The following is a 23,708-nucleotide window of genomic DNA, read 5'->3' as shown; positions in this document are numbered from 1 at the left end:
TTTATATATTGCTCCAGTTCACTAATCCCCTAAATTAATGAATAGCGATTTTTTATCACCAATAGATGAAAAAGTTGTTGCTCATTTAGAGCTTCAGTCATCTAATTCCATTGGAAAAAACATGGAAATTCACACAGCTCAAAACGGCTTCCCGGATTTGGATGGCGTTGCTATGGCTATAATTGGTGTTAAAGAAGGAAGAAATTCAGTTAATAATAATGGTTGTGGGGAGGATATCTCAGAAATTAGAAAAAATCTGTATCAACTTTTTCCTGGGAAATGGAATTTAAAAATTACAGATTTAGGAAATATTGAAGCAGGAAATAAAGTAGAAGATACTTATTATGCTGTTTCAGACGTGACCGCATCTTTGCTAAAAAAAAATATCACAGTTGTTTTAATTGGAGGAAGTCAAGATTTGACTTATGCAAATTATAGAGCATATGATAAACTTGAACAAACCATTAATTTAACAGCTGTAGATAATCGTTTTGATTTAGGAACAATCGAGGAAGATTTGAATGCAAATTCCTATTTGAGTAAAATCATAATGGAAGAGCCTAATAATTTATTTAATTATAGTAATATTGGGTATCAGACTTATTTTAATTCTCAAGAAGAAATTAATTTGCTTCAAAATTTATATTTTGATACCTTTAGACTAGGTCAAGTAAAACCTTTGGAATTGGTTGAGCCGATTCTAAGAGATGCTGATATTGTGAGTGTTGATATTGGAGCTGTTCGCTCAAGTGATGCGCCAGGAAACAAGAATGCTGTTCCAAATGGTTTTTATGGTGAAGATTTGTGTGCAATAGCCAGATATGCCGGTATTAGTGACAAAGTTACTTCTTTTGGTATTTATGAATATAATAGCAGGTATGATAACAATAACCAAACATCTAGTTTAATTGCCCAAACAATTTGGTATTTCATCGAAGGTTTGAATTTTCGTGCCAAAGATTATCCTTATTCTTGCAAACAGAATTATCAAAAATTCAGCGTTATTTTAGAAGATGATGATCCTATTAATTTCTATAAAAGCGATAAAAGTGGCAGATGGTGGATGGAGATAAATTTAATATCGGATAATAAATACAAGAGACATGCGTTAATACCATGTGCATATCAAGATTATGTTCAGGCGTTAGAGCAAAAAATTCCTGAAAGATGGTACAAGGCGCAGCAAAAACTTACGTAAAAAAAAGTTATATTTGCATCCCTTGATAGTAAATGTTGAAAAAATAATAATTCATTAATAAGAAAGTTACGAACTCTTTAATAAGTTTAAAGTATGAAGAAAGTAGCACTATTTGCCCTAATATTGGTTTTTTTCTATAGTTGTGGATCAAGCAATGATAGAGGGGAATTAGTTGGAGTTAAGTCTAAAAGAAAATGGTTTGCCGAAAAGCCTTACGGTATGGTATATATAAAAGGAGGTTCGTTTACAATGGGTAAACAAGATGAAGATCCTTTAGGGGCTATGAACGCTCCTACTAGAACTGTTACAGTTCAACCATTTTATATGGACGAAACTGAAATTACAAATAGCGAATACAAACAGTTTGTTTTTTGGGTTAGAGATTCTATCGTAAGAACAAAGTTAGCATACCAAGCAGAGTTTGCTTCACCAGCAGACGGAACTGAAGGTGCTAAGCCAACAGGTATTCAATTATATGCTTTTGCTTCTAAAGATACAGTAGGTGAATCTCCATATGAAAAATATATGAGAGAAAACTACTACGAAATAGGTCAAGGTCTTGATTCTATTAAGCCTTTAAACTGGGAAGAAGAGATTATATGGAATAAAGAGGATTTTCCTGATGCCGATTATGTAGAGGTAATGGACTCATTATTTTTAAGCAAAGACGAAGCCTTGAATGGTATTCCTACTTTCAATACAAAATTACTAAACTATAGATATTACTGGTTCGACAATGAAGAAGCGGCTAGAACAGGTGGTAATAGAAAAGCTTTTTTAAGAGATAAAGTGTTAAACGTTTATCCTGATACTACAGTTTGGATTAAAGACTTCAACTATTCTTACAATGATCCAATGCATCAAGAATATTTTGCTCATAAAGCATTTGAAGATTATCCAGTTGTGGGTGTAGATTGGTTTCAAGCAAGAGCTTTCTGTCACTGGAGAACAAAGAATAAGAATGCGTACCAACGTTCTAAGAAAAACTTGGGTTTGGTTCCTTCATTTAGATTACCAACAGAGGCAGAATGGGAATATGCAGCACGTGGAGGTTTAGATTATGCTAAGTATCCATGGGGAGGTCCAAGTACTACAAGTGATAGAGGTTGTTTCTTGGCTAACTTTAAACCAGTTCGTGGAGACTATGCTGCAGATGGTGCATTGTATACTGTTGAAGCAATGTCTTACAATCCAAATGGATTTGGTTTATACAATATGGCAGGAAATGTTGCAGAGTGGACACATACTGCTTATAATCAAATGTCTTACTACATGGGTTCTACTATGAATCCTAATGTAGAGAACATTAAGAACCGTCGTAAAATTGTACGTGGAGGTTCATGGAAAGATGTAGCTTACTTTTTAGAAGTTGGTTCTCGTGATTGGGAATATGCTGATACTTCAAGAAGTTATATCGGATTCAGAACTGTACAGGATTACCTTGGTGCAAAAAAACAATAAGAACAATTAATAAGTAATAAATAAATATCCCTAATTAAAAACAATTATTATTATGGCACAATCAAAATCGACTAAGAGATTATTTAACATGGCTTATGGTTTAGGAGCAGCAGTTGTAATCCTAGGAGCATTATTTAAAATCATGCACTTTAAGATTGGACCTTTAACAGGAGGTGTAATGTTAACTATAGGTATGGCTGTAGAAGCTATTGTATTCGCATTATCTGCTTTTGAACCTGTTGAAGACGAGTTAGATTGGACTAAAGTGTATCCTGAATTAGCTGACGGAACATCTGCTGGAAGAGGTGGTAAAAAAGAAGCAACTCCAGAAGAAGCGCAGTCAATGTTATCTAAAAAATTAGATGATATCTTACAAGAAGCTAAGTTAGATGCACAATTAGTATCTAGATTAGGATCTAGTATTAAAGATTTCCAAGGAGCGGTAGAGCCATTAGCATCTGCATCACAATCTATTTCTGCTACAAATAATTATAACGAGCAAATGTCTAAAGCAGCAGCTCAAATGGCTTCTTTAAATAGTTTATACCAAACTCAAGTAGAGAATGCTTCTAAGCAAGCAGATTTAAATACTGCAATGGTTGAAAATTCTCAACGTTTACAAGAACAGATGCAATCGTTAGCTACAAACTTATCTTCGTTAAACGGAGTATATGGTGGAATGTTATCTGCAATGAGCACTAAGTAATTTAATATTAACTAAACAAACTAATTTTAAATTATGGCAGGCGGAAAACAATCTCCAAGGCAGAAGATGATTAACCTTATGTATCTTATTTTCATTGCGATGTTAGCAATGAACATGAGTAAAGAGGTTCTATCAGCTTTTGGTTTGATGAATGAAAAATTATCAGTAGCAAATCAAAAAGCAACTGAACAAAATGCGAAAGCATACGAGAATTTAGCTAGGAAAGCATCTGAGCAAGCTAAACAATACGGAGAAGCAAAGGAAAAAACAGATGTTTTAAAATCGAAGGCGAATGAATTTTACACTTATCTTGAAGATTTAAAGGGTAAAATGACCTCTGATCTTAAAGATAAAACAGATTACGAAACAATGGATAAGTCTAAGTTTTTAGACGAGTATTTCTTCGTGAGTGGTACCATCACTCCTAAAGGAAAGGAATTTGTTTCTAAAATGGACGAGTTTAGAAAGGCAGCTTTAGAAGTATTAGGAGAAACAGAATTAGCTGGAACAGTTAATGAGCGTTTCAGTACAAATCCTGTTACAAATAAAGACAACGTTAAAATCAGTTGGTTAAACTATCATTATGAAGGTTTCCCTTTAATTGCTTCGTTAACAAAGTTAACTCAAATTCAAGCAGACGTTAAAGCGACTGAAACTGATGCATTATCTGCTTTATTACAAGGAGAGTTGGAAAGTGCTGTATCTATGACAAACTACGATGCAATGGTAGTTTTTGATAAGAATGCATATTATCCTGGTGAAAAATTATCTGGTAAAATTGTATTAGGTAAAAACGATCCAAATTTAACGGCTGAAAAAGTTGTTATTAATGGAAATGACTGGCCAGAAGATAAAATCAAAGCAGGTCAGGTTATTTTAGACGGACCAGCAGGTGGAGTTGGAGATAGAGAAATTAAGGGTTCTTTCTTCTTTAAAGAGAATGACTCATTAGTTGAAATCCCAATCCAAGGTGGTTATTCGGTAATTCCAAGACCAAATGAAGCAGTAATTTCTGCTGACAAAATGAATGCTGTTTATCGTGGTTTATCTAACCCAATGACAATTTCTATGCCTGGAGTTCCTTCTAATAAGGTTTCTGCTTCTGCAGCTGGATTAAAGAGAGTTAAGGGAGATAGCTATATGATGAGACCAGGAAAAGGTAATGAAGTAACAATTAGAGTTACAGGTACCTTACCTGATGGTAAAAAAGTTAGTTCTAATAAGAAATTTAGAATTAAAGAAATTCCACCAGCAGTTGGAATGGTTAGAGGCCAGTACGGAACGGTTTCTATGCCTAAATCAAGTGTAGGTAAAATTAGAGTAGGAGCTGGATTACCTGATTTCTTATTTGATCTTAAATTAAATGTAACTGCGTTTAAAATTAAAGTTCCTGGTCAAGTTGCTATTCCAGTAACAGGTACAAACATGAACTCTAGAGCGAAACAAGCAATTAACAAGGCGAGAAGAGGAGATCAAATTACAATTTACGATATTCAAGCTACAACTTCTGGTTATAAATTAAAGAAAGTATTACCAGTAGTTATTAAAGTTTCAAACTAATAATTAAAATTAAAGAGTATGAATTGGAAGCGTTTTTATATGGTTATTATAGCTGTGTCTACAACAATAGTAGGGACCGCTCAGACCAATCTATTAAATGCTAATAAAGTAGAGCAGATTGGTGTGAAGACTCAACAAGAAATAGAGTTAGATGCTGCTGCAGACAAGCCTTTACCTTATGGATACATTAGCGACAGAGATGTGCTATGGTCTAAGGTGGTTTGGGAGTATGTAGATTTAAATCAAAAGATTAATCTGCCTTACTATTATCCAATTGATACAATGAATACTTCTAGTACAAGACGTTCTTTGTATGATACTTTATTAAAAGGTATTAAAACGGGTAAGATTACCGAGGTATATCAAGATTCTTATTTTACCACAAAGATTGGTATAAAAGAAATTGAAGAAATGACGAAAAGTGTTAGAGTCATTGATGGAGGTGAAGAGCAAGGAGGGTATACAGATACTTATGAAATTAAACCAGAATTTATTAAAGGTTATTTAATCAAAGGAATTTGGTATTTCGATAAGCGTCAAGGAGAATTAAAGTACAGAATGTTAGCAATTGCTCCGATGGGTCCAGACGTACAGGTTATGGGGGTTGAAGAGATTGACGATAAGGATAATGTATACGAATTATTCTGGGTATTTTTCCCAGATGCAAGAGAGGTATTACACGATTCTAAAGTTTTCAATCCAAAAAACTCTGCACACCCTATTTCTTATGACAATTTGTTGAACGCTCGTCGTTTTAATGCAACGGTTGTTAAAGAAGAAAACTTATATGGAGACAGAAAGATTGCTGACTATATTAGAGGTAATTCATTATTCCAATTATTAGAAGCTGATAGAATTAAAGAAGGTATCCGTAACCGTGAAATGGATATGTGGAACTATTAAATTCTATTTTAAAATAAATAATAAAGCGCTCTTTTAAGAGCGCTTTTTTTATGGAATTATATATTACTTTTGGCATATGAAAGTGGATTACATTGTAGTAGGTTTAGGATTAGCAGGATTAGCCTTTATAGAACAATTAGAGAGACATAATAAAACGTATATAGTTTTTGAAAATGATTCTCAAAATTCTTCTAGTGTAGCTGGCGGAACGTATAATCCAGTTATTTTGAAACGCTTTACACCTGTTTGGAATGGTCATGAACAGTTGGAGCTAGCAATGCCCTTTTATGATAATCTTTCTAAAAAATTCAAGACAGAATTTGATAAAAAATTTGTAACAAAAAAAGTGTTTAACTCTGTCGGTGATGAGAATAATTGGTTTGCCGCACTCGATAAACCAATGCTTGCCAATTATATGAGTCCTACACTGTCAAAAGACAAAATTCCGGGAGTTATCGGGGATTATGGGTTTGGTGAACTCATTGGAACGGGAAGGATTGATACAAAAAAGTTAATTGAGAATTATCGTGCTCATTTACTGGAGAAGAACTTACTGCTAAAAGAAACATTTTCTCATGACGAACTTAATCTATTAGAAGAGAAAGTTAAGTATAAGAATATTGAAGCGAATAGAGTAGTTTTTGCTGAAGGTTTCGGTTTAAAGTTAAATCCGTTTTTTAGTTATTTACCGCTTAATGGAACAAAAGGTGAAATCATCACTATTCATGCACCTGAATTGAAAATTGATTTTTTATTAAAATCAGCTGTTTTTGTTTTACCCTTAGGTGATGATTATTATAAAGTTGGTGCTACTTTCAATTGGACGGATAAATCTACTCAGCCAACGGATGAAGGTAGAAACGAACTCATTGAGAAGTTAAATAAAACAATTGATGTTCCCTTTAAAGTAGTCGACCAAACAGCAGGAATTCGTCCAACAGTAAAAGATAGAAGACCTTTAGTTGGAACTCATCCAAAACATTCGCAATTAAGTGTTTTAAACGGCTTAGGAACAAGAGGTGTTATGATAGCACCAACAATAGCTAAAAACCTCTTTAATCACTTAGAAAGACGTGAGCAATTAGATAAGGATATCGATATTAAAAGATTTGTAGTTTAACCTTGAGAAGTAGTATCTTTTTGAATTGCCACATCTTTTTTATAGCTCACAAATAAATTAATCCAAATAATTCTCGAAAGTCTTAATGTAAAAGGAGTTAGTAATAATGAAACGATTACAACAGCAATAAAACTTGTCAAAATATCCTGCTGTAAAAATACCTTAGAAACAATAAAAACACCTACAAATAATGCCACAGCAAGGGCATAATTAACGTACATGGCACCAAAGAAAAATGATGGTTCCATCATATATTTTAATTTACAATGCGAACAATGTTCATGTAAGGCAGTAACTTTATTAAAGTTAAAAGAAGCTTTATGTTTAAAAAAATCACCTTCATGGCATTTAGGACATTTATTATTTAAAATGCTGTACAATTTGTTTCCTTTACCAAACATATATTCTTGTATTTTTTTCTGCTGAAGATTTTCAGTTTTGTAAGTTTGTACAAATTTCAGAAAAATTAAAAGGATTCGTTAAGCATTTTGATAAAATATGCTTATTCATACATCTTATTTAACAATTAATTATGCTAAATGTACATAACCTTACGGTGTCTTTTATGGGAACAGATTTGTTCTCTGGTATTACTTTTAAATTAATCAAAGGAGATCGTGTTGGATTGATAGGGAAAAATGGAGCAGGAAAATCAACTTTATTAAAAGTATTATCGAAGGATATAGAAAGCAGCGGAGGAACTTTAGCATTCGATAAAGATGTAAAAATTGGCTTTTTAAGACAGGATATCGATTTTGTTCAAGGAAGAACAATTTTAGAAGAAGCTTATCAAGCTTTTGAAGAAATTATTGAAATCGAAGGAAAATTAGCGGAAATCAATCAACAACTCGCAGAAAGAACTGATTACGAAAGTGAAAGTTATAATCAACTAATTATCGATTTAAACGAACTTACAGAGCGTTATGAATTGTTAGGAGGATATAATTATCAAGGCGATACCGAAAAGATTCTTCAAGGTTTAGGTTTTCAAAGAGAGGATTTTGACAAGTTAACGGATACTTTTTCAGGTGGATGGAGAATGCGTATTGAATTAGCAAAATTATTACTTCAAAATAATGATATTCTGTTGCTTGATGAGCCTACGAACCACTTAGATATTGAGTCAATTATTTGGTTAGAGAATTTTTTAAAAAATTACTCAGGAGCTATTGTGTTGGTATCTCACGATAAAATGTTTTTAGATAATGTAACGAATCGAACTATTGAGATATCATTAGGTCAGATTTATGATTATAAGAAACCATATTCGCAATATTTAGAACAACGAGCAGATATTAAAGAAAAACAATTACAGGCCCAAAAGAATCAAGAAAAAGAAATAAAGCGAACTGAGCAATTAATTGAGAAATTCAGAGCAAAAGCCAGCAAGGCTTCTATGGCACAATCGCTTATTAAGAAGTTAGATAAAGTTGAAAGAATTGAAGTAGATCAAGACGAAAATGCGGTAATGAATGTTCGTTTTGAAATTTCCAAGGAACCTGGAAAAATTATTGCTGAAGTTGAGAATGTTTCTAAAAGTTATGGGTCTAAAGAAGTTTTACGCGATGTAAATTTAATGATTGAACGAAACGCAAAGGTTGCTTTCGTAGGTCAAAATGGACAAGGAAAATCTACCTTAGCTAAAATGATGGTTGGTGAAATTCCTTTTGAAGGAAATTTAAAACTAGGTCATAATGTTGAAGTTGGTTATTTCGCTCAAAATCAATCAGAATATTTACCACCAGAAAAAACAGTTTTAGAGATTGTAGAAGAGGCAGCAAACGATAGCAATAGAGTTCGAGCTAGAGATATGCTTGGTGCATTTTTATTTAGTGGAGATGCCGTAGAAAAGAAAGCAAAAGTATTGTCAGGAGGGGAAAGAAACCGATTGGCATTATGTAAGTTGTTAATGACACCATTTAATGTTTTAATAATGGATGAGCCAACAAACCACTTAGATATTGCCTCAAAAAATGTACTGAAAAAAGCGCTACAAAACTTTAATGGAACTTTAATTTTGGTTTCCCATGATCGAGAATTTTTGCAAGGTTTAGCAAATAAAGTATATGGATTTAAAGACAAGATCATCAAAGAGTATTTAGGTGATATTGATTATTTCTTAGAGCAACATAAAATTGATAACCTAAGAGAAGCCGAAAAAAGAACAGTTGTTGAACAGGTTAAAGATAGCAGTAAAAAAGAAGCGTATAAACTTTCAAAAGAACAGGAAAAAGAGCTTAGAAAGCTTAGAAATCGCTCTTCAAAAATTGAAAATTTAATTGCAGACTTAGAGTCTGAAATTGAAAAGACTGATTTGGAATTAGCCCAGAATTATGATGAAGTTTCTGCTCGCCCAAACTTTTTTGAGGAGTATAAAGCCAAAAAAGCGAAACTAGATGATTTAATGCTGGAGTGGGAAGAAGTGGAAGAAAAAATAGCAAGTTATTAGGCTTAAATATTCTTAGATAAATAACTTGCTTATTTATTTAGCACTGGTCCGTAAAAATTACGAGTTCACCGTTGTACTGTTTAATTACGATACCAGTTTTTTCAACGTTAGATTTTTCTCCTAACAGAAATTCAATAGTGCCGATAATGGTAAAATCCGATTCAGTATTTACAATCATTTTTTGCTTATAGGTTGTTTTTGAATCAAGAGCGTCTAAAAAACTCCCAACAAAAGATTTTGAACTTCTATTATCGATAGTTTCATGAACTTCAATCATGTCCTCTTGAATGTCTATTAAATCGGTTTCTTGAATTTTAATTTTAAAGTTATTTCGTAATTCTTTTGAGGAATTTGAGGATGCCAAATATGCACCACATTTCTCAGTAATATCAGTAAAAATAGTATAGGAGTTATTAGAAGTTTTCTCCACATGAAATCTAACAGAGTAGGGATTTTTGGTATTTATTCTTTTGCTCGATTTCTGATACTCGTAAGAACCAAGATTTTTGATATTTTGAGATGTTGTTTCATTTCGACTGCAAGAAAGAAATAATATCAATGCGAAAAATAAAAGTAACTTATTCATATTGTTATCATTAAATTAGATGTTTGTTTTTGTTTGATGTCGTAAAACTAGTTGAAAGACATTCAAAAAGTGTCAAAAAAGTGTAAAACAAGTGTCAAGTAGTGCAAAAAGTCTATAAAAAGTAAGTTATTTGTAAAATCTATGAATAAATTTTTTCCTCTAATACTGGTTTGTGGTTTTATTTTGTCTTCATGTGGTAAAAATGAAGCAGAGTTTTCCGAGAAAGTAAAGTTATCTTTACGTAATGTTGGACATCAATTATTGCTTTCTCAAAAAGACTCGACTACTTTAGTTTTACCTATTAAACAAATTCACAAGGAGAAGTACAAGTTAACTTTTCAAAAAGATTTACAAATAGAACCAAGTCAATTGGTAAATATTATCAATGAGAATTTCAAGAAATCGGAATTATCAAATAATTACTTAGTTGAAGTTGAAAATTGTATTGATAATGAAGTGGCTTACAGTTTTGAAATGTTCTATAACGAGGAAAAGTCTATCATTCCATGTAGTGGAAGAAATTTACCCAATAATTGCTATGTAATTACGGTTAAGTTTATTTCAGAAAACTCTTCAAGTAGTTATTGGGTTTATTTGATTGTTTCATTGTTCTTTTCTGGATTTATATTTTTGTTTTTATGGTACAAAAAGAAATACAATTCGCATGCCGGAAAAGAGGAAAATGATAGTCAAAGATTGGGAAGCTTTTTGTTTTATCCTGAGCAAAATAAATTAGTAAAGCAAGCCACAGAAATTCCACTTTCAAAGAAAGAATGTGAACTATTATCAATATTTATATCAAGACCAAATCAAATTATAAAAAGAGAAGAGTTAACTAAAAAAGTTTGGGAAGATAATGGTGTTTTTGTTGGTAGGAGTCTCGATACTTATATTTCAAAAATTCGCAAAAAAATTAAAGAAGATTCTTCTATTCGATTAGTAAATGTCCATGGAGTTGGGTATAAATTAGAAGTTGATTAAAAAATAAAGTTGTGAAAGTTTCTGGCCAGTTCAATTTAAACATAAAGAATCAACAAATTCATTTGCCATTTTTGGAGGAATTTGAAGTTGAATTATGGATGAAAAGAGAAGATCAAATTCATCCAGAAATTTCTGGAAATAAGTTCAGAAAATTAAAATATAATGTTGTTGAAGCTTCAAAACAAAACAAACAAATACTACTAACTTTCGGAGGAGCGTATTCAAATCATATCTTAGCTACAGCTGCGACAGGAAAATTAAATAATCTTCAAACAATAGGTGTTATTCGTGGTGAAGAACTAGCGAGTAATTTAGAGAAGGTTTTACAGGAAAATCAAACCCTTGCTGGTGCAAAGTCATTCGGAATGGAATTTGAATTTGTTTCAAGAGAAGTATATAAAAATAAGTCTTCAGAAATGTTTTTAAACGAATTAAAAAAGAAGTTTGGCGACTTTTATTTAATTCCAGAAGGAGGTACTAATATACTGGCTATTAAAGGTTGTGAAGAAATCTTAACAGTTGAAGATGAAAAATTCGATTATATTTGCTTGGCTGTTGGAACAGGAGGAACAATTTCAGGAATTATTAATTCTGTAAAAGATTATCAGAATGTAATTGGTTTTCCTGCCTTGAAAGGTGATTTTTTAAGAAAAGAGATTAAAAACTTAATTTCTAGTGCAAACCAATGGAACATAGAAGAGAGTTATCACTTTGGAGGATATGGAAAATTTAACTCAAATTTGATTCATTTCATCAATGAGTTCAAAGAAGAAACAAGTATTCAATTAGATCCAATATACACGGGAAAGATGATGTTCGGAGTTATTGATTTAATTAAACGAGGTAAGTTCCCAAAAGGAACTAAGATTTTAACTATTCATACAGGAGGAATTCAAGGAATTTCTGGGGTTAATAAGAAGTTAAGAAAGAAAAATTTAGAGGAAATAAAGTTATAGATGAAGCTGAGAGTAGTATTTTTTATTGTTTTAGGAATTGTTTTAACAGGTTGTGGTTCGAAAAAACAAGTAGTATCAAAACCAACACAGAAACCAATTATTGTTACAGCTCCTAAAAAAGAAAGCAAGATTGAGATTCCGGAAATTGAGCATAAAAAAACAGTAAAGAAAACCAAAGCCAGTGTAACAGCAACAACCAAAGAGTATATTGAAAAATTTGCTCCGATAGCTGTAAGAGAAATGCATCGATATAAAATTCCGGCGAGTATAACTTTGGCACAAGGAATTTTAGAATCAGGAAGTGGTAGAAGTCCTTTAGCAATTCGTTCTAACAATCACTTCGGAATAAAGTGCCACAAAGGATGGGAGGGTAAAAGTGTTACTCATGACGATGATGAAATCGGGGAATGTTTTAGAAAATATCAACATCCAGAAACTTCATACGAAGACCATTCACAGTTTTTAATAACAAGAAAACGCTACGCGAGATTATTCAAATTAAATACAACAGACTATAAAGGTTGGGCTTATGGTTTAAAGAGAGCAGGATATGCTACTGATAAGAAATATCCGAATAAATTAATTGGTCTTATTAAAAAGTATAATTTAGATAAGTACGATAGGTCTTCAAAACCAGAGAAAGAGGCAAAAAGCTATAATCAAGAAACTACAAAAACGAATTTTTACTATAAAGTAATAAAAGGAGATACTTTATACTCAATTGCAAGAAAGTTTAACACTACAGTTTCCAATTTAAAAAAAATTAATGGACTCCGAGGAAATACTATAAGTGTTGGTCAAGAGTTAATTTTAAAATAAAAAAAAGAGCAGTTTACTGCTCTTTTTTTAGATTAACTTTCCCTTCCTCAATTTGATTTCTAATTTAACATAGCTAAGAAATCTTTATATTATTTGTGAGTTTATTTCTGATTTATACTCAAATGTAAGACTAACTTTTTTTGAAAAAAATCTATGATGAGTTATACTAGCTTGTCGTTTAGTAAAGTTGTTGTTTTAATGAGTGAAGTAATGTTTTTGGCCATATTTCGTAAAGGAATCTCTAGTTTGGCATTTTTTTTATTGACTTTTTGGTAATAAGTTTACATAAGATTATAATCTAATAAGTAAGAAGTGGGAGATATAAAATCCATATTAATATTAGTACTATTTACCTTGGTTGGATGGAAGGTAAAAGCACAGAATGCTTTTAATGAAGATGAAAAGCTTTTAACAATCAAGATTCGAATATTAGATAAAACCAATAAGAGGTTAATTAAAGACGCTCAGGTGAGTGTAAACTCTTTTGTATTATTCAAGTCTGATTTTACTGGAGTGTACGAAGTAAAAGCAAGATTAGATGATGAATTAGTTGTTAGACATCCAGATTTTGAAACTGTTAGGCATGTTATTTCTTCTAAAGAAGATATTAGAGTTGAAATAAAGGAAATAGAGAAATTAAATAAAAGACTTTTTTCGAGTGTTAAAAAAAGGGAGAAAAATTACCTTCAACTAATTGATTCTGTAAGGTTTTATAAAGAAAAGGATATTGATAAAAGTTTAAGTTTTATTCAAGAGCTTTTAAAATCTGAGCAATCCAAAAATAGACACGCAAATACATACAAAGTATTAGCAGATGTATATATGTATTGGAAACAGTATGATATCGCAATAAGTAACTATAAGATTTCTTTGCGAATTTTTGAAAAGATAGAAACAATGCTGCAATTGGCTAAAGCGCAGTATTTAGCTAAGAAATATGATGAAAGTAGAATAACCTATGACGAGCTGAAAACAAAAGACTTGAGTAATTATGAAAGGGTTCAGGTTTTTCAAGGAATAGCAGATGTGTTTTTAGCACAAAATGAGTTTGAAAAGGCAAAACGAAATTATAAAGAAGGTTTAGAAATTGCAGAGGAAAAATCTATAAAAGAGCAAATCCCTGATTTAAACGCAAAAATCGCAAATATTTACGCCAAAGAAGGAAATCTAGTTGAAGCTAATACAGCAATCAATAAAACATTAAAACAAGCATCTGAACTCGATGAAGAGCCTTCCTTAAAAGTTCAGCAAGAGGTTGCCGATTTTTACAATGAAACTGAGCAGTACGATAACGAAATTAAACTTCGAAAAGAAATACTTGAGAATGTCGATAAAAATTCAAAAAGTAAAGTTAAAAGAAATAGAGCTAGAAAATCGAAAGAAATTAAAGAGGAAGACAAAGAAGTTTCTAAAGATTCTTTAACATCCCAAAAACTAAACTATAAAATTGGTAACGCATATGTACTTCAAGAAAAATATGAAGAAGCAATAGAGTATTTAAAAAAGAGCATTAAGGAGGCTGATATTAAAGAAGATTTTGAGGTAAAGAAGCACGCAACAAGAAAATTATCTGAAGTATATGCTGCCGTTGGATTATCTTTCGAGGCTTTAAAAACTTATCGAGATTTTGTAGAAGTTGTGGATACCTTATATTTAAGGAAAGAGCAAGAAATTTATCAGATTCAAAGATTAAGTAATAAAATTACCGAGAATCAAAGTAGAATAGCTATTCTTGAAAAAGATAAAGAATTGTCTGAAAGTAAATTAGATGTAGCGTATAAAGACAAAGAATTAACTGCAGAAAGAAATAGAAAACAACAAATTGTAATTTATTCATTAATATTTGGATTAGTTTTAATGACTTTGTTAAGTTATTATTCTCACAGAGCGAATCAAAAACAAAAATTAGCCAACAATCTACTTGCACTGAAGTCTATGCGTTCTCAAATGAATCCGCATTTCATATTCAATGCGTTAAATTCTGTAAATAGTTTCATTGCAGTTAATGATGAACGCAATGCAAACAGATATCTTTCCGAGTTCTCTGTTTTAATGCGTTCTGTTTTAGAAAATTCCGATGAAGATTTTATTCCATTTACGAAAGAAATTGAGCTGTTAGAGTTGTATGTAAAATTAGAGCATAATCGTTTTCAGGATAAGTTTGATTATGAGATTACCGTTGATGAATCGATAGATTTAGATGAATATAAAATTCCGCCAATGCTTTTACAGCCTTACATTGAAAATGCTATTTGGCATGGATTAAGATATAAGAAAGATAAGGGAAATTTAAGTATTTCCATAACTAAAGAAACTGATGAAATGATTAAAATTACAATTCAGGATAATGGAATTGGAAGGAAGAAATCAATGGAGATGAAAACTAAAAATCAGTTAAAACAAAAGTCAAAAGGAATGAGTACCATTAAAAATAGAATAGCTATTTTAAATGACATGTATCAAGACAAAGTAGCAGTACAAATTTCTGATATTTTTGAAGACGAATCAGGAACTAAAGTAGAAGTAACATTAAAAAAATAAACTATGAAATTGAAAACTATTATTGTAGAAGACGAGCAGATTAGTAGAGAAATTCTAAGAAATTACATAGGTAAATATTGTCCGAATTTAGAATTATTAGGAGAAGCTAGTAATATTCAAGAGGCATATGAACTAATTCAAAAACACGAGTTGGATTTAGTTTTTCTAGATGTTGAAATGCCATTTGGTAATGGATTTGATTTGTTAGAGAAAGTAGAAAATAGAACGTTCGAAACTATCTTTGTAACGGCTTATGATCATTATGCAATTGAAGCGTTAAATAACCAAGCCACGTACTATTTGCTGAAACCAATATCTATTGATGAATTAATTAAGTCGGTAAATTTAGTTTCGGAGATAAAAGAAAAAGAAAATCAGCTTCAGAATACTGTTCTTCAGCCAAACACTTCTGCCATAAACGGTAAAATTACCATCCCACTACAAGATGGTTTTGAGGTAATTAATGTAGAGGAAATTGTTTTTTGCAAAGCAGATGACAACTATACTGAAATTCATTTTGCGAGTTCGAGGAAAATAGTGAGTAAAACATTAAAACATTTTGAAGAAGTACTGAAAGAGTACCCCTTTGCGCGAATTCACAAGTCATTTCTAGTCAATATCAATGAAATTACTAAATACAAAAAAGGAAAAGGTGGAAGCGTAGAACTTACAAATGGGAAAGAAATTTTGGTTTCTGCATCTAAAAAAGGTAATTTATTAGCCTATTTTAAATAAAAAAGTAATGCCTGTAATAAAAGCAGTAAGAGGTAAGGAGCCCCACATCCCAAAGGATTGTTTTGTAGCTGAGAATGCCACAATTGTCGGAGACGTAACCATGGGAAATGAATGCAGTGTTTGGTTTAATGCCGTTATACGAGGAGACGTTCATTTCATTAAAATGGGAAATAAGGTAAACGTGCAAGATGGTGCCGTAATTCATGCCACTTACGAAAAGTCACCAACAACAATTGGAAACAATGTTTCAATCGGACATAATGCTATAGTTCACGGTTGTACAATTCATGATAATGTATTGGTTGGAATGGGAAGTATTATTATGGATGATTGTATTGTTGAGAGTAATACAATTATTGCGGCTGGCGCTGTTGTTACGAAAAATACTAGAGTAGAAAGTGGAAGTATTTATGCTGGAGTTCCTGCAAAAAAAGTAAAAGATATTTCACCAGAATTAACCTCAGGAGAAGTTGATAGAATAGCCAACAATTATGTGAAATACGCAAGTTGGTTTAAGGAAGAATAGTATAATAAATATAAGTTTTTTTGGAAGACATATTTGCAATTTTATTTTTAGTAATTCTTTTTTCTTTAATTGTTTGGAGAATAATCAAATCAATAATTAAGGAAAAGAAGGAGAAAGAAAAACTTAAAGGAATCCCTTTTGGAAAAAGGTTGAGAGGTAAGTTAGAGTTTGATATAGAAGAGGTTAACTCTGTGGTTAACATTGAATACAAAGAAAAGTTTTTAGTTCAAATTCTCGATAGAAGAATGTTTTTGTCGGAGAGTGATGAATCAGGATATTTAATTTATTTTCCAATTTCCTTTTGTTCAAATAGAGAAATAAGCAGTTTTAAAAATTTAGATTCTTTTTACTTGTTTAAAAGAATAATAGACGAAGAAAATGATGGTACTGTTTACACGGCAGATTTGAAGAATGATATAGGTTTAATTGTGGAAGTAGTTTTGGATATTATAACGAACGTTTTCGATTATCACAGAGCAGACAGGAATTTAGAAATAAATTAAAAAGAAGTTTAACCAATGCATACTTAATTAAACTTCTTCTAAAAACCAATTAATCACTAAAAACTATATTACCCTCTGTCATCTTCCATTTCTCTTCTGTCATGCCTCGCTCTTCTATGCTTTCCTCTTCTCTTCATTTTATGTTTCTTACGAGCCGCTACTTTTTCAAAACGTTCATATTGTTTATCGTTTAAAATGTCTTTCATATTAGCTTTAAAAGCTATCATTTTGTCTAAACGAGCCATTTCTCTTTTAAAACGTTCATCAGAACTTAATTTTTCGCGTTCTCCTTTTTTTGCTTCTCTATTCTTTCTATGTGAATCTCTATCATTAATTTTTTCGGCTAATAGAGGTCTGATTTTATTTACTTGACGATCGGAAAGATCTAAATCTAAAGTCATTTTTTTCAAAGCTAATTCCGTTTTTTGCTCAACTGTAAAGTCTTTACCTTTCTTTCTTTTTTGCGCTGAAACTGTTAATGATAATGTCAGTGCCATTAGTGCTAATCCTATTTTTTTCATGTTATGTTTTTTTTAATATTTATTACAACTCTAAGACAACGGAATTGAGAAAAGGTTTAATTTTTAAGAAAAAACTTTTTGAATCTGTATTTTAGCAACTCAATCAAAAATTGAAACTTAAGAAGATGATTAAAAGAATTGTATCGTATTTTTTGAAATTAGTTTTAATATTAGCAGCTTTTGTTGTTCTGTTCTATTTCTGGGGTTCTAGTGCAACGATGAAAAAAAGCGAATACAAAAAAGTGATTGCTAACAATTATGAAGTTAAAAAGACGGGCGATTCAATTTTTTCGATTGTCACTTACAACATAGGTTATTTAAGTGGAATGACAAACAATACAACAAAGGCAAGACCAAAAGAGTTGTTTGACACTAATTTGCTAAAGGTGAAAAAACTTTTTAAAGATATAAATCCAGACTTTATCGCCTTTCAGGAAATTGATTATGATGCGAAGCGTTCATACCAAATTAATCAAGAAGAAGAACTATCAAAACTTGGTTATAATCATGTTGCTAGAGCTGTAAATTGGGACAAAAAATATGTGCCATTTCCATATTTTCCTCCTTCAGCGCATTTTAGTCAAGTTGTTTCTGGTCAATCCTTTCTGAGTAAATATAACATTGTTAATCATGAAAGAGTTGTTTTAGATAGAGTCGAAAATACACCGTTTTTTAAAGATGCATTTTACATTGATAGACTTCTTCAGATTTTAGAGGTTACAGTTCAAGGAACAAAAATGGTAATAATGAACGTTCACTTAGAGGCTTTTGATAAAGAAACAAGAGTAAAACAATTGAAAAAAGTAGTAAAAAAGTTTAAAGAGTATTCTAAATCACAACCAACCATTTTATTAGGAGATTTCAATAGTGATCCCAATTTTGAAGATCCAGCTATTGCACAAGTTTTAAACCTTGAGAATGTTGGAAATGCGGCTTTTTCAAAAGACAATTTTGCGAATACTTTTGATGCTGAAAACCCATACAAGAGACTAGATTATATCTTTTATTCTAAGCAATTTATAGAGTATGTAAATGGTGATGTTTTAGAGGAATTTGGTCAAGCTTCGGATCACTTGCCAGTACTGATGAAATTCAAGTTGAAATAATTTTTTTTCAAAAAAAAAGGTTAAAAATTTGGATTTTAAATTTTTATGAACAAATATTTGCAGACGTAAAGTTCAAACACTTATCGATTTAATGTTATCAAGAAAGGTGGAGGGAATAGACCCTATGAAACCTTAGCAACCCTTGGTTAGACTGAAGTCTTTTCAGTATTTCAAAGAAGGTGCTAAATTCTACCCTAAAAATTTTGGGATAGATAACAACAGAAGTTTTTCGTATTTCTTACGAAATATAAATTTCTATAAATTCTTAATAACATTTTTCTATAAGCATCATCGTAAAAGATGTGTTTTGACTTTTGGTTTAATTATTAATTATTTCAAAAAGAAGAAAAATGAGTACGCAAAAATTTGAAACTTTAGCATTACATGCAGGACACGATGTTCAACAAACCTTAGGAACGAGAGCAGTTCCAATTTATCAATCTAGCTCTTATGTTTTCAACAATTCAGACCATGCAGCAAATCTATTTTCATTAAAAGAATTAGGATTTATTTACACCCGTCTGAACAATCCAACAAACCAGATATTACAAGATCGCTTAGCCGCTTTAGAAGGCGGTGTTGGTGCTGTAGTATTTGCTTCAGGAACTGCTGCAATTTCAACAGGATTATTAACGTTATTAAAGGCTGGAGATCATATTGTCGCATCTAGTAGTTTGTATGGAGGAACGTATAATTTATTAAAAGTTACCTTACCAAGATTAGGAATTACAACCACATTTGTAGATGCATCAGATCCAGAGAACTTTAAGGAAGCTGTTCAGGAAAATACGAGAGCTTTCTTTGTTGAATCGTTAGGAAATCCAAAACTTGATGTATTAGATTTAGAGGGAATTGCTGAGGTTTCTGAAACAGCAAAAGTTCCGTTTATTGTTGATAATACAGTAGCAACACCATCATTATTAAATCCATTAAAACACGGAGCGAATATTGTAATTCATTCACTTACAAAATATATTGGTGGACAAGGAAACTCTTTAGGAGGAGTAATTATCGACGGTGGAAATTTTGATTGGGATAATGGAAAGTTTCCTGAATTTACGGAGCCATCGGCAGGATATCACGGATTAAAATACTACGAAACACTTGGGCAATTATCATTCACTTTTAAATTAATTCTTGAAGGATTAAGAGATTTCGGAGGAGCGTTAAGTCCAACAAATGCATTCCAAATTATTCAAGGATTAGAAACGTTAGGTGTTCGAATCAAGCAACATAGTGAAAACGCCTTGGCTTTAGCAAAATGGTTAGAGCAGCAAGACGAAGTTGCTTGGGTAAATTATCCTGGATTAGAAAGTAGTCCATATAAAAAATTAGCAGATAAATATTTACCGAAAGGTCAAAGTGGAATTGTAACCTTTGGTGTAAAAGGAGGATACGAAAGCGCGAAAACAGTGGCAGATAATACAGAGTTATTCTCATTACTAGCCAATATTGGAGATACAAAATCTTTAATTATTCATCCAGCGAGTACAACTCATCAGCAATTAACAGATGAAGAACAAGAAGCTTCTGGAGTTACTAAAGATCTAATTCGATTATCAGTTGGTATTGAAAATCTTGAAGATTTAAAACAAGATTTACAAGAAGCATTTGCCAAAATTCCAAAATCAGTTTTAGCGTAGTACGGTGAAAAACAATTTATCTCATATAAATATTCTTAGTTATGTTACTGAGAGTGGTACTCAGTTCTCTGATATCCGATTAAGTTATCAATTATTTGGAAGAGAATTGGGTACTGCACCAGTAATTCTAGTAAATCATGCGCTAACAGGAAATAGCAATGTTGCTGGAGATTCTGGATGGTGGAAAGATATTATTGGAGTCGATAAAGTTATTGATATCAATTCATATTCTATTCTTTGTTTTAATATTCCAGGAAATGGTTACGATGATTTTTTAATCGACGATTATAAAAGTTTTGTTGCTAGGGATATTGCAAAAATTTTCCTTGTGGGATTAAAAGAGTTAGGAGTTAAGCAATTATTTGCTTTAGTTGGTGGGTCACTTGGTGGAGGAATTGCTTGGGAAATGGCAGTTTTACATCCAAATATTACTAAGCATTTAATTCCGATTGCGACAGATTGGAAATCTACAGATTGGTTAATCGCAAATTGTCAAATTCAAGAATTATTTCTGACAAATTCAAATAATCCAGTACATGATGCTAGAATGCATGCAATGTTGTGTTATCGAACTCCTGAGTCATTTAAACAACGTTTTCATCGAAGTAAAAATGAAGAGTCAGCTTTGTTTAATGTAGAAAGTTGGTTGTTGCATCATGGAAAAAAATTACAAGAAAGATATCAATTAGCTTCTTATAAATTAATGAATCAATTATTGAAAACGATTGATGTTACGGATGGAAATAACGACGAGGATAAACTAGTAAATATCAATGCAGAAATTCACATCATAGGAGTAGATTCTGACTTGTTTTTTACCGCAGAAGAGAATAGAGAAACGTTTAAAGAGTTAGCTCAAAACAATGCGAATGTGACGTATAATGAGATTAATTCGGTACATGGACACGATGCGTTTTTAATTGAATACAATCAATTAGAAAACATATTTACACCAATATTTAACGAGAACGAAAAGACTAAAAAAATGAAGGTTTTAAAGTTTGGAGGGAAATCATTATCAAACGAAGGAATATCAAAAGTTATAGATATTATTGAAAGTAAAATTGATAGTGGTGATAGAATTACAGTAGTTGTATCCGCAAGAGGAAACGCTACAAATGAATTAGAATCAATATTAAAGAAAGCTTCTTCAAATGAAGTATATCAAGATCAACTAGAGGCATTTAAGTTGAACCAAAGACAAATTACTCCATTATTAGATTTTAGTAATGAGTTTAATAAGCTAGAGAAGTTGTTAGAAGGAGTTAGTTTGCTGGAAGATTTCAGTGTAAAAGTAAAAGATGAAGTTTTAGCTCAAGGTGAATTAATTGCCATAAAAACGGTAACTGAGTTATTACAACAAAGAGGAATAAATGCTAATGCTACAGATGCTCGCTCATTATTAAAAACAGATGAGAGTTTTGGAAATGCGCAACCTATAGAAGAAGTTTCTAAAGAAAATATTGTCAACTATTATAAAAAACATAATGGCACAACGGTAAATGTAGTTTCTGGGTTTATTGGTTCTAACTTGAAGAATGAAACAACAACTTTAGGTCGAAATGGAAGTAATTATACAGCATCATTATTAGCAAATTATTTAGATGCAGATGAATTACAAAACTATACACATGTAGATGGAATATTTACTGCGAATCCTGATTTGGTTTCGGATGCAAAGAAAATTGAAGAATTATCATTTTCTGAAGCGAATGAATTAGCAAATTTTGGAGCAAATATTTTACATGCAAAAACTATTATTCCGTTAATTGAGAAGAATATCAATTTAAGAATCTTAAATACCTTCAATCAAAAAGATGAGGGAACTTTAATAACAGCAAAGTCTTCAGCAAAAGGAATCAAATCAATTTCTGTTTTAGATAAGGTAGCCTTATTAAATTTTGAAGGAAGAGGTTTGTTAGGAAAAGTAGGTGTCGATGCAAGGATATTTAAATCTTTGGGAAGTCATGATATTAGTGTGAGTATTATTTCTCAAGGATCTTCTGAAAGAGGAATTGGATTGGTAGTTGACAAAGAAAAAGCGGAATTAGCTGTTAAAGCATTGAAACATGAGTTTGAGTATGACTTACAAACCAAAGATGTGAATCACATTAGTATTGTGAATGATGTAGCAGTAATTTCAATAATTGGTCAAGATTTAAGCGAGTTTCATCTACCATATAATGCACTTATTCAAAACCAAATAGTCCCGTTGTTATTCAACAATACCATTACCGGTAAAAATGTAAGTTTAGTTGTAAAGAAAGAAGAACTTCATAAAGCCGTAAATGTAATACACGGACAAATTTTTGGGGTAGCTAAGAAAATAAATATTGCTGTTTTTGGTAAAGGTTTAGTGGGAGGAACTTTAATTGAACAAATCATTAAAAGTACGCCCGCAATTTTAGATAGAAGAAAAATTCAATTGAATATTTTCGCAGTTGCAAATTCTAAAAAGGTTTTGCTTTCTCAACACGGAATAGATGAAAATTGGCAAACGAAATTAAATGAAAGTTCGATTGAAAGCTCTGTAGATGAAGTTATTGATTTTGCAAAAGCTCATCACTTAGAAAATTTAATTGCTGTAGATAATACTGCAAATCAAGATTTTATTGAGAATTATATTCCATTAGTTGAAAATGGGTTCGATTTAGTTTCATCGAACAAAATAGCCAATACCGTTTCTCATTCTTTTTATAAAAAACTAAGGGAAGTTTTAGAGAATAATAAGAAAACATATCTCTATGAAACTAACGTTGGAGCTGGATTACCTTTAATCGATACGATTAAATTATTACATGATTCTGGAGAAAATATTACCCGAATTAGAGGTGTGTTCTCTGGTTCGTTAAGTTTTATTTTTAATAAATACTCAGAGGAAAATATTCCGTTTGCAACTGTACTGAAAGAGGCAATAGAGAATGGGTATACCGAACCAGATCCTAGAGAAGATTTATGTGGTAATGATGTAGCAAGGAAACTTTTGATTTTAGCCAGAGAACTGGATTTAGAAAACGAATTTGAAGACATCCATATTGAGAATTTAATTCCAGAAGAGTTTAGAGATTCAAGTGCAGCTGAGTTTATTGATAATTGTGATAAACTAAATGATCATTTCAATGAAATTAAAGATGGCCAGCAAGAAAATCATGTATTACGATATATAGGAGATTTACATGGAGACCTTCAACAAACTAAAGGAAATTTAGATGTAAAACTAGTTTCTGTAGCAGAAAACACTCCTTTAGGAAGCTTAAAAGGATCAGATGCCATATTTGAAATATACACAGAATCTTATGGAGACCAACCGATAGTTATTCAAGGAGCAGGCGCTGGAGCCGAAGTTACAGCAAGAGGTGTTTTCGGAGATATTTTAAGATTAACCAAAAAATAA

General features: G+C 31.5%; 20 protein-coding genes and 1 riboswitch. Of the genes, 17 read left to right on the top strand and 3 right to left on the bottom strand.

The window, feature by feature from the left end; translation table 11 throughout:
• The first annotated feature begins 37 nt into the window (after positions 1–37).
• The 6 genes from ACOSP6_RS16465 (at position 38) to ACOSP6_RS16440 (ending at position 6,948) form a co-directional block, all read left to right on the top strand.
• The gene (locus ACOSP6_RS16465; protein WP_422095374.1) at positions 38–1,198 is read left to right on the top strand and encodes a formimidoylglutamase; all 1,161 of its coding nucleotides are present in this window, start codon (positions 38–40) and stop codon (positions 1,196–1,198) included.
• 93 nt (positions 1,199–1,291) lie between these two features.
• Positions 1,292–2,659, top strand: a complete 1,368-nt coding sequence (gldK, locus tag ACOSP6_RS16460) for a gliding motility lipoprotein GldK (protein WP_422095375.1) — start codon at positions 1,292–1,294, stop codon at positions 2,657–2,659.
• 52 nt (positions 2,660–2,711) lie between these two features.
• Positions 2,712–3,365 carry a gliding motility protein GldL gene (gene gldL, locus ACOSP6_RS16455; RefSeq protein ID WP_422095376.1) on the top strand — a complete coding sequence of 218 codons (654 nt, stop codon included), beginning with the start codon at positions 2,712–2,714 and terminating at the stop codon, positions 3,363–3,365.
• Positions 3,366–3,398: 33 nt separating this feature from the next.
• Positions 3,399–4,925 (top strand): gliding motility protein GldM, encoded by a 1,527-nt coding sequence (gene gldM, locus ACOSP6_RS16450; RefSeq protein ID WP_422095377.1) that lies wholly within the window; start codon positions 3,399–3,401, stop codon positions 4,923–4,925.
• Positions 4,926–4,943: 18 nt separating this feature from the next.
• The gene (gene gldN, locus ACOSP6_RS16445; RefSeq protein WP_422095378.1) at positions 4,944–5,828 is read left to right on the top strand and encodes a gliding motility protein GldN; all 885 of its coding nucleotides are present in this window, start codon (positions 4,944–4,946) and stop codon (positions 5,826–5,828) included.
• Between the two features lie 76 nt (positions 5,829–5,904).
• On the top strand, positions 5,905–6,948 hold the full coding sequence (locus ACOSP6_RS16440) for an NAD(P)/FAD-dependent oxidoreductase (RefSeq protein WP_422095379.1): 1,044 nt from the start codon (positions 5,905–5,907) through the stop codon (positions 6,946–6,948).
• On the opposite strand, the gene ACOSP6_RS16435 is transcribed toward ACOSP6_RS16440, so the two are convergent.
• The gene (locus tag ACOSP6_RS16435) at positions 6,945–7,349 is read right to left on the bottom strand and encodes a DUF983 domain-containing protein (protein WP_422095380.1); all 405 of its coding nucleotides are present in this window, start codon (positions 7,347–7,349) and stop codon (positions 6,945–6,947) included. The two genes, ACOSP6_RS16440 and ACOSP6_RS16435, sit on opposite strands and share 4 nt — an antisense overlap.
• A 131-nt stretch (positions 7,350–7,480) precedes the next feature.
• On the opposite strand from ACOSP6_RS16435, the gene abc-f reads away from it, so the two are divergent.
• Positions 7,481–9,397 carry a ribosomal protection-like ABC-F family protein gene (gene abc-f, locus ACOSP6_RS16430; RefSeq protein ID WP_422095381.1) on the top strand — a complete coding sequence of 639 codons (1,917 nt, stop codon included), beginning with the start codon at positions 7,481–7,483 and terminating at the stop codon, positions 9,395–9,397.
• A 37-nt stretch (positions 9,398–9,434) separates the two neighbouring features.
• On the opposite strand, the gene ACOSP6_RS16425 is transcribed toward abc-f, so the two are convergent.
• Complete coding sequence (locus ACOSP6_RS16425; protein WP_422095382.1) at positions 9,435–9,983, bottom strand: hypothetical protein; 549 nt, start codon at positions 9,981–9,983, stop codon at positions 9,435–9,437.
• Between the two features lie 141 nt (positions 9,984–10,124).
• Between ACOSP6_RS16425 and ACOSP6_RS16420 the strand changes: the two genes are divergently transcribed.
• The 7 genes from ACOSP6_RS16420 to ACOSP6_RS16390 all read left to right on the top strand — a co-directional run bounded on the left by ACOSP6_RS16420 (position 10,125) and on the right by ACOSP6_RS16390 (position 17,044).
• Positions 10,125–10,964 carry a winged helix-turn-helix domain-containing protein gene (locus ACOSP6_RS16420; protein ID WP_422095383.1) on the top strand — a complete coding sequence of 280 codons (840 nt, stop codon included), beginning with the start codon at positions 10,125–10,127 and terminating at the stop codon, positions 10,962–10,964.
• A gap of 11 nt (positions 10,965–10,975) precedes the next feature.
• A complete protein-coding gene (locus ACOSP6_RS16415) occupies positions 10,976–11,920 on the top strand; it encodes a 1-aminocyclopropane-1-carboxylate deaminase/D-cysteine desulfhydrase (protein ID WP_422095384.1) in 945 nt (314 codons plus the stop codon).
• Positions 11,921–12,739 carry a glucosaminidase domain-containing protein gene (locus ACOSP6_RS16410; RefSeq protein WP_422095385.1) on the top strand — a complete coding sequence of 273 codons (819 nt, stop codon included), beginning with the start codon at positions 11,921–11,923 and terminating at the stop codon, positions 12,737–12,739.
• A 312-nt stretch (positions 12,740–13,051) separates the two neighbouring features.
• On the top strand, positions 13,052–15,280 hold the full coding sequence (locus ACOSP6_RS16405; RefSeq protein WP_422095386.1) for a tetratricopeptide repeat-containing sensor histidine kinase: 2,229 nt from the start codon (positions 13,052–13,054) through the stop codon (positions 15,278–15,280).
• 3 nt (positions 15,281–15,283) lie between these two features.
• Positions 15,284–16,015: a LytR/AlgR family response regulator transcription factor gene (locus tag ACOSP6_RS16400; protein ID WP_422095387.1), complete on the top strand. Its 732-nt coding sequence runs from the start codon at positions 15,284–15,286 to the stop codon at positions 16,013–16,015.
• Positions 16,016–16,022: 7 nt separating this feature from the next.
• The gene (locus tag ACOSP6_RS16395) at positions 16,023–16,541 is read left to right on the top strand and encodes a gamma carbonic anhydrase family protein (RefSeq protein WP_422095388.1); all 519 of its coding nucleotides are present in this window, start codon (positions 16,023–16,025) and stop codon (positions 16,539–16,541) included.
• 20 nt (positions 16,542–16,561) lie between these two features.
• Entirely contained in the window at positions 16,562–17,044 is a 483-nt protein-coding gene (locus tag ACOSP6_RS16390; RefSeq protein ID WP_422095389.1) for a hypothetical protein, read from the top strand.
• Between the two features lie 68 nt (positions 17,045–17,112).
• Here ACOSP6_RS16390 and ACOSP6_RS16385 read toward each other — a convergent pair whose 3' ends face one another.
• Positions 17,113–17,565, bottom strand: a complete 453-nt coding sequence (locus ACOSP6_RS16385; protein ID WP_422095390.1) for a hypothetical protein — start codon at positions 17,563–17,565, stop codon at positions 17,113–17,115.
• Between the two features lie 125 nt (positions 17,566–17,690).
• Between ACOSP6_RS16385 and ACOSP6_RS16380 the strand changes: the two genes are divergently transcribed.
• From ACOSP6_RS16380 to thrA, 3 genes are all read left to right on the top strand, one after another.
• Entirely contained in the window at positions 17,691–18,671 is a 981-nt protein-coding gene (locus ACOSP6_RS16380; RefSeq protein ID WP_422095391.1) for an endonuclease/exonuclease/phosphatase family protein, read from the top strand.
• 91 nt (positions 18,672–18,762) lie between these two features.
• Positions 18,763–18,890, top strand: a riboswitch (SAM riboswitch).
• Between the two features lie 131 nt (positions 18,891–19,021).
• Positions 19,022–20,314, top strand: a complete 1,293-nt coding sequence (locus tag ACOSP6_RS16375; protein ID WP_422095392.1) for an O-acetylhomoserine aminocarboxypropyltransferase/cysteine synthase family protein — start codon at positions 19,022–19,024, stop codon at positions 20,312–20,314.
• Positions 20,315–20,318: 4 nt separating this feature from the next.
• On the top strand, positions 20,319–23,708 hold the full coding sequence (gene thrA / locus ACOSP6_RS16370; RefSeq protein ID WP_422095393.1) for a bifunctional aspartate kinase/homoserine dehydrogenase I: 3,390 nt from the start codon (positions 20,319–20,321) through the stop codon (positions 23,706–23,708).

Source organism: Tenacibaculum sp. MEBiC06402 (assembly GCF_049239625.1).
In the GTDB taxonomy this organism is placed as follows: domain Bacteria; phylum Bacteroidota; class Bacteroidia; order Flavobacteriales; family Flavobacteriaceae; genus Polaribacter.
This window is presented reverse-complemented; position numbering and strand designations above follow the sequence as displayed.